Below are 6283 nucleotides of genomic sequence, written 5' to 3' on the forward strand. Positions count from 1 at the left end.
AACCATTACCTGCAGCTAAAAATAAACATTAATTAATATGATCTTATCGAATGTTCTTGTGTGAGCCGTCACAGGAGGGCATTTTTTGAGATAGTCCACAAGTGCAATCCTTTAAGCCCTTTCCACTGAAAATTTTCTCCATACAATTTTCAATCCTTAACACTCGAGTTTTTGATTGTTTGGGTTGAGAAAAATAAAGAATGTATGCTCTCTGTCGTCCCGGTGTCAATGCCTCAAATGCAGTTTTCAAGTCTGGTGTTTCTTCGAATTTATTTTGAAGTTCTTCAGGAATGATGAATTCTGTATGCTTTTTTAAATCCACTTCCAAACCCGCTTTTTCAACTTCAATAGCTGCATGGATATACGCTTTCAAAATGGGTTCTAGTTCCACTATTTCTTGAAGACTGGTGAACCGAATCTGGCGCGCTGCCTGTACATTCTCGGTTTGTTGGACAAGAATTCCATGGGGATCTTTTAATAAGGAACCTTTGTGAAACAGAAGCGCACAATATTCTTTAAATCCATGAATTAATACGACATTTTTGTTATTAAACGTGTAACAAGGATGCATCCATTTAAATTCTTCGGTCAGATCACAGTCAAGAACAATATGTCTCAACCTCTCAGATTCTTCCTTCCATTTTTTAGTTTTACTTAAATAATCATCAACCTTAGGATTCAGTTTACCCATTGCCATGTTGTTCTCTCCCTATATAAAAATTAGTTTCACGATGGAAGATTTAGTTGCCATGATACCCCAAAGCGATCATTTAGCCAACCAAACCTTTGACTAAAACCATAATCACCAATTGGCATAAGTGCTTGTCCACCCTCGATCAGTTTGTGATAAACGTTGTTTATTTCTTCTTCAGTATCACATGTAACAAAAATTGAGAAGGATGGAGTAAATGTAAACTGATGCTTTAAATTACTATCTATACACATAAATTCTTGCCCTTTTAAAGAAAAAGTAGCCTGCATTACCGTTCCTTCATCTCCAGATTCATTCGCTCCATAGCGAACAATACTTGTAATTTCTGATTCCTCAATAATAGATATGTAATAATTCATAGCTTCTTCTGCTTTGCCATCTTGAAACATTAAGAATGGTGTAACTTTTCCCATTAAGTTCAGCTCCTCAAATTAGAAATATTAATATTTCTCTACAGCCAAGTTTGATTAATTATTATTCTTAAGGCAAAAAAATGATGATACCTGAAAGATATCATCATTTTAATTATCTGGGAAGGTTTTAATGACTTTAACTTGTGTTCCTGGATAATAGTGCCCTAAAATATCTTTGTAGGATTTTCCCTTCTCTGCCATTTCGTTTGCACCCCATTGACTCATACCAACTCCATGACCATGACCTTTGCCACTTACTTTGTAAGAAGTTGGGTTCATTTCAAACGAACTTACTAAATAACTTCTAAAATGACCTCCACCTATCATTGGTCGAATTTTTTTTAATTCAACATGATCCAATGAGACTTTTTCAAAAATAATGGTTCCATCAATCAACCTTCTCATAAATTCGATTTGAATCGAGCCTATCATCGACCTTTGTGATTCGTTTTTAACCTTATCGATAGCAAAAAAAGGAATACTTAAAATTTTTATGTCACCTTCATATCCATTTCTATTAAGCCATTTTTTAATAGATACGCTAATTTTTCCATCTTTCTCCTTTAATTCATTCCAACCCTTCAATCTGATTTCATCCAAATCTATTTGTGTTTTATGTAATGTAAACTCCCAAGGTTGAATCGGGTCATATGGATCTTGTTTGATTGGGAAATACGGACTTGGATTGCCACCCCATACATTTTTATTACTTTCTGTTATTCCACCATTACTCGCAGAATAAAAAGCACTTATGGGTTTTTCTTGAAAAGTAATGATTTCTCCTTTCGTATCATTTACAGCTCTTTTTGTTTTATTGAATTGATTATACCCGCCGTAGACTTGATATTGAATGGTGTCGTCAAGTTGGGGGGTCTTATGGGTGATGGTATAAGTACGAGCAGCTAACGTTTGTGCTTTTAAGGCCTCTATATTCCATTCGGGATACACTTCAAATGGAACAACACCCTGTAAGTAATCCTCTAATAGTATTTGATTAACTGGTCTAATGTTTTTTTCTTCTATATTAAATTCTACCGCACCCATATAAGGCCTGCCATTAATGTAGATTAGATGCTTTTCATCATAAGATTCAGGATATAAAATGAACGGGCTAGCTATTTCCGTTGTTGACTCACCACAAGTGAGAAACATTTCCCCACCTTTAAATGATAGTGTATATTCAACCCCTTCCGTTATCATCAATGCTGGATCTAATGTTGAATAAGTTCCTTTTATGTGAAATGGTAATTTAGAGGTGTCTCCGATATAATTTCTTAATTTCACTGAAATCATCTCTTCGGCTTGCACTTCATTAGAGAACATTAGTAAAAAACCTGTGAAAATCATTAGAATTAAAGTTTTCATACTCATATTATTTATAATGTGTAAACTGATTATTCCTGAAGCTCCATTCTACAAAGGGATGCTTTTATAATTCTTTTTGATTAACATTTAGTTCAACTAAATTACCATCTGGATCAGCACAGAAAATTTGTGCAAAACCACTCTTTCCGTATGGTTTTTCAAGGAGTTCCACTTTATTCTGTTTTAACCACGTAAGAGTGTCATAGTAGTTCTCGACTCTGAGGGCAAAGTGCCCTTCTCTGCTGGATAAGCTTTTATCCTGCCGAATCGTCTGTGAAAAGGGATCGACGATCAAGTGGAGTTGCTGTCCCTCTATTTCGAACCATGCACCTGAAAAATCAAAGTCTGGCCGTGGTATTTCTTTTAAACATAAAACTTTCCCATAGAAATCTTTTGCTCTTTCCAAATCTGTAACAGTAAGACTTACATGATGTAGACTTTTATATTTAATCAAAACGTTCACCTCTTTCTATTCAACTGAATTATTTTTATCTTACTCAAAAAACCCCCTTTATGGAAGTGAGTCCAAACCATCCACCCACCTGCTATTCTTCAAGGTTTGCTGAAAAGTCATAAAGTAAATATTTTATTTAAAGATAAAAAAACAAAAAAAAAAAAACGCCCAATAAGCGTTTTTTACTTTGTTATATTACGCGCCTTAGAGGATTCGAACCTCTGACCGTACGCTTAGAAGGCGTATGCTCTATCCAGCTGAGCTAAAGGCGCATATATAGACTGGCGGAGAAGGAGGGATTTGAACCCTCGCGCCGGTTACCCGACCTACACCCTTAGCAGGGGCGCCTCTTCAGCCTCTTGAGTACTTCCCCATAGACATAAAAATGGCTCCGCAGGTAGGACTCGAACCTACGACCGATCGGTTAACAGCCGATTGCTCTACCACTGAGCTACTGCGGAACATTGAAAGATTATTCTGCTATCGTAAAAAATCTGGTGGGCCTAAATGGACTCGAACCATCGACCTCACGCTTATCAGGCGTGCGCTCTAACCAGCTGAGCTATAGGCCCCTTATTTGGAGCGGGTGATGAGAATCGAACTCACGACATCAGCTTGGAAGGCTGAGGTTTTACCATTAAACTACACCCGCAAATATTAAATTGGAGGCAACACCCGGATTTGAACCGGGGATAAAGGTTTTGCAGACCTCTGCCTTACCACTTGGCTATGCTGCCATGACTGGGCTAGCTGGATTCGAACCAACGCATGACGGAGTCAAAGTCCGTTGCCTTACCGCTTGGCTATAGCCCATTGAAGAAATTTATAAATAATAATGGGGCGACTGATGGGAATCGAACCCACGAATGTCGGAACCACAATCCGATGCGTTAACCACTTCGCCACAACCGCCATGATGGTGGAGGGGGACGGATTCGAACCGCCGAACCCAAGGGAGCGGATTTACAGTCCGCCGCGTTTAGCCACTTCGCTACCCCTCCAGATTGGAATTATATGTGCAATAAAATTAATGGTGGCTCAGGACGGAATCGAACCGCCGACACAAGGATTTTCAGTCCTTTGCTCTACCGACTGAGCTACTGAGCCATATTTATTATAATACCCTAGATACCGTTTTTCTTAGTCCTTCGTCCCAATTTTTCAAATCGGTACGCTGGATGCTATTTCTATGAAGCTTATTCATCGTGCTCTACCGACTGAGCTACTGAGCCGTATTTACTTAAAATGGCGGTCCCGACCGGGATCGAACCGGCGATCTCCTGCGTGACAGGCAGGCATGTTAACCGCTACACCACGGGACCAAAGTTTTTTCAAGTTTCCTTGAAGCAACTTAATTGCGGGGACAGGATTTGAACCTGCGACCTTCGGGTTATGAGCCCGACGAGCTACCAGACTGCTCCACCCCGCGACAATATTATTTTTTTAAAAAATGGAGGAGGTAGAGGGATTCGAACCCCCGCGCGGTTTGACCCGCCTGTCGGTTTTCAAGACCGATCCCTTCAGCCGGACTTGGGTATACCTCCGTATCTTTGGTAGCGGCGGAGGGGATCGAACCCCCGACCTCACGGGTATGAACCGTACGCTCTAGCCAGCTGAGCTACACCGCCAAAGTTAATTTAAAATAGCTTTTCACTACACTACGTTTCGTGAAAAAATCTAAGTGGAGCCTAGCGGGATCGAACCGCTGACCTCCTGCGTGCAAGGCAGGCGCTCTCCCAGCTGAGCTAAGGCCCCATAATAAAGTTAGATGGTCGGGAAGACAGGATTCGAACCTGCGACCCCTTGGTCCCAAACCAAGTGCTCTACCAAGCTGAGCTACTCCCCGATTAAAACTAATATGGCGCGCCCGAAAGGAGTCGAACCCATAACCTTCTGATCCGTAGTCAGACGCTCTATCCAATTGAGCTACGGGCGCATGTATTATAATGTTAATTATATTAGTGTGTTAAGGACAGCTATTTTGCTTTACAATCTATGGAAGGATATTTACTTCGTAAGAAATGAAACCTATTTTGCTTTGCAAAAAGCTTTGGTGCCGAGGACCGGAATCGAACCGGTACGGTAGTCACCTACCGCAGGATTTTAAGTCCTGTGCGTCTGCCAGTTCCGCCACCCCGGCAAAAGAAGTTCTTGGAGCGGAAGACGGGATTCGAACCCGCGACCCCAACCTTGGCAAGGTTGTATTCTACCACTGAACTACTTCCGCATATGGTAAGTTATTTTGCTAACGCAAAAAACTTTGGTGCGGGTGAAGGGAGTCGAACCCCCACGCCTTGCGGCGCTAGATCCTAAGTCTAGTGCGTCTGCCAATTCCGCCACACCCGCATAATAATAGCCTACATTATTTAAGAAAAATGGTGAGCCATGAAGGACTCGAACCTTCGACCCTCTGATTAAAAGTCAGATGCTCTACCGACTGAGCTAATGGCTCGGTATAAAGTGGTGCCGGTGAGAGGACTTGAACCCCCAACCTACTGATTACAAGTCAGTTGCTCTACCAATTGAGCTACGCCGGCTTATTAGGAAGACTATTTTTCAGTTTTGTGAAAAATAGTCTTGATGGAGGATGACGGGATCGAACCGCCGACCCCCTGCTTGTAAGGCAGGTGCTCTCCCAGCTGAGCTAATCCTCCGAAATGAAATGTTTTTATCACAAAGTGGAAAAACTTGGTTATTTTTACTTCGTAAAAAAACTTGGTTATTTTTACTTCGTAAAAAAATATGGTGACCCCTACGGGATTCGAACCCGTGTTACCGCCGTGAAAGGGCGGTGTCTTAACCGCTTGACCAAGGGGCCGAACTATATATTTTAGACAAAAATAATAGTCCCAATAGGGACAAGCCTGGCGACGTCCTACTCTCACAGAGGGAAACCCTCAACTACCATTGGCGCTGAAAAGCTTAACTTCCGTGTTCGGTATGGGAACGGGTGTGACCTTTTCGCTATCGCCACCAGACTATTTAATTGAAGGTTGTTCCTTCAAAACTAGATAAAGTGTCAAAGTCAAAAGAATGAGTATCTACTTCGCGGAAAACGAGCTCCAACGGCTAGGGACTCGGGGTCATAAGCTAAAGCCCTTCAGAGGTCAGGACCTCTTACGGTCTTCATCTTATGCCTGTCGTCCCTGACCAAGCCGTTTCCGCATCTTGGTTAAGTCCTCGATCGATTAGTATCAGTCAGCTCCACACGTCACCGCGCTTCCACCTCTGACCTATCAACCTGATCATCTTTCAGGGATCTTACTAGCTTGCGCTATGGGAAATCTCATCTTGAGGGGGGCTTCATGCTTAGATGCTTTCAGCACTTATCCCTTCCGC

Annotated in this window: 4 protein-coding genes, 24 tRNA genes and 2 rRNA genes; all 30 read right to left on the bottom strand. The window is 41.7% G+C overall.

Going from position 1 to position 6283, the window contains the following annotated elements; translation table 11 throughout:
* Nucleotides 1-43: 43 nt before the first annotated feature.
* Nucleotides 44-697 carry a DUF1801 domain-containing protein gene (locus ACVBAX_RS22920; protein ID WP_447119150.1) on the bottom strand — a complete coding sequence of 218 codons (654 nt, stop codon included), beginning with the start codon at nucleotides 695-697 and terminating at the stop codon, nucleotides 44-46.
* A gap of 29 nt (nucleotides 698-726) precedes the next feature.
* Nucleotides 727-1125, bottom strand: a complete 399-nt coding sequence (locus tag ACVBAX_RS22925) for a VOC family protein (protein ID WP_447119152.1) — start codon at nucleotides 1123-1125, stop codon at nucleotides 727-729.
* Nucleotides 1126-1233: 108 nt separating this feature from the next.
* Complete coding sequence (locus ACVBAX_RS22930; protein ID WP_447119154.1) at nucleotides 1234-2490, bottom strand: SpoIID/LytB domain-containing protein; 1257 nt, start codon at nucleotides 2488-2490, stop codon at nucleotides 1234-1236.
* Between the two features lie 64 nt (nucleotides 2491-2554).
* The gene (locus ACVBAX_RS22935; RefSeq protein WP_447119156.1) at nucleotides 2555-2944 is read right to left on the bottom strand and encodes a VOC family protein; all 390 of its coding nucleotides are present in this window, start codon (nucleotides 2942-2944) and stop codon (nucleotides 2555-2557) included.
* Between the two features lie 198 nt (nucleotides 2945-3142).
* A tRNA-Arg gene (locus ACVBAX_RS22940) sits at nucleotides 3143-3216 on the bottom strand.
* Nucleotides 3217-3226: 10 nt separating this feature from the next.
* Nucleotides 3227-3317: transfer RNA gene (locus tag ACVBAX_RS22945), tRNA-Ser, on the bottom strand.
* A gap of 13 nt (nucleotides 3318-3330) precedes the next feature.
* A tRNA-Asn gene (locus ACVBAX_RS22950) sits at nucleotides 3331-3405 on the bottom strand.
* 34 nt (nucleotides 3406-3439) lie between these two features.
* Nucleotides 3440-3516, bottom strand: a tRNA-Ile gene (locus ACVBAX_RS22955).
* Between the two features lie 6 nt (nucleotides 3517-3522).
* A tRNA-Gly gene (locus ACVBAX_RS22960) sits at nucleotides 3523-3596 on the bottom strand.
* Between the two features lie 11 nt (nucleotides 3597-3607).
* Nucleotides 3608-3681, bottom strand: a tRNA-Cys gene (locus ACVBAX_RS22965).
* Nucleotides 3682-3685: 4 nt separating this feature from the next.
* Nucleotides 3686-3757, bottom strand: a tRNA-Gln gene (locus ACVBAX_RS22970).
* A 23-nt stretch (nucleotides 3758-3780) separates the two neighbouring features.
* Nucleotides 3781-3856 (bottom strand) — tRNA-His (locus ACVBAX_RS22975).
* Between the two features lie 5 nt (nucleotides 3857-3861).
* Nucleotides 3862-3945: transfer RNA gene (locus ACVBAX_RS22980), tRNA-Tyr, on the bottom strand.
* 30 nt (nucleotides 3946-3975) lie between these two features.
* A tRNA-Phe gene (locus ACVBAX_RS22985) sits at nucleotides 3976-4051 on the bottom strand.
* Nucleotides 4052-4190: 139 nt separating this feature from the next.
* Nucleotides 4191-4266 (bottom strand) — tRNA-Asp (locus tag ACVBAX_RS22990).
* A 33-nt stretch (nucleotides 4267-4299) separates the two neighbouring features.
* Nucleotides 4300-4373: transfer RNA gene (locus ACVBAX_RS22995), tRNA-Met, on the bottom strand.
* 22 nt (nucleotides 4374-4395) lie between these two features.
* Nucleotides 4396-4488, bottom strand: a tRNA-Ser gene (locus ACVBAX_RS23000).
* A 7-nt stretch (nucleotides 4489-4495) separates the two neighbouring features.
* Nucleotides 4496-4572, bottom strand: a tRNA-Met gene (locus ACVBAX_RS23005).
* A 54-nt stretch (nucleotides 4573-4626) separates the two neighbouring features.
* Nucleotides 4627-4699 (bottom strand) — tRNA-Ala (locus ACVBAX_RS23010).
* Between the two features lie 14 nt (nucleotides 4700-4713).
* Nucleotides 4714-4790: transfer RNA gene (locus ACVBAX_RS23015), tRNA-Pro, on the bottom strand.
* 13 nt (nucleotides 4791-4803) lie between these two features.
* Nucleotides 4804-4880, bottom strand: a tRNA-Arg gene (locus ACVBAX_RS23020).
* Between the two features lie 115 nt (nucleotides 4881-4995).
* A tRNA-Leu gene (locus tag ACVBAX_RS23025) sits at nucleotides 4996-5084 on the bottom strand.
* A gap of 12 nt (nucleotides 5085-5096) precedes the next feature.
* Nucleotides 5097-5171 (bottom strand) — tRNA-Gly (locus ACVBAX_RS23030).
* Nucleotides 5172-5205: 34 nt separating this feature from the next.
* A tRNA-Leu gene (locus tag ACVBAX_RS23035) sits at nucleotides 5206-5290 on the bottom strand.
* Between the two features lie 30 nt (nucleotides 5291-5320).
* Nucleotides 5321-5396: transfer RNA gene (locus tag ACVBAX_RS23040), tRNA-Lys, on the bottom strand.
* A 9-nt stretch (nucleotides 5397-5405) separates the two neighbouring features.
* A tRNA-Thr gene (locus tag ACVBAX_RS23045) sits at nucleotides 5406-5481 on the bottom strand.
* Nucleotides 5482-5525: 44 nt separating this feature from the next.
* Nucleotides 5526-5598 (bottom strand) — tRNA-Val (locus tag ACVBAX_RS23050).
* Nucleotides 5599-5687: 89 nt separating this feature from the next.
* Nucleotides 5688-5762: transfer RNA gene (locus tag ACVBAX_RS23055), tRNA-Glu, on the bottom strand.
* Between the two features lie 44 nt (nucleotides 5763-5806).
* Nucleotides 5807-5922, bottom strand: a 5S ribosomal RNA gene (rrf, locus tag ACVBAX_RS23060).
* Nucleotides 5923-6112: 190 nt separating this feature from the next.
* Nucleotides 6113-6283 (bottom strand): 23S ribosomal RNA (locus ACVBAX_RS23065); the annotation flags it as partial.

The organism is Robertmurraya sp. GLU-23 (assembly GCF_052983275.1).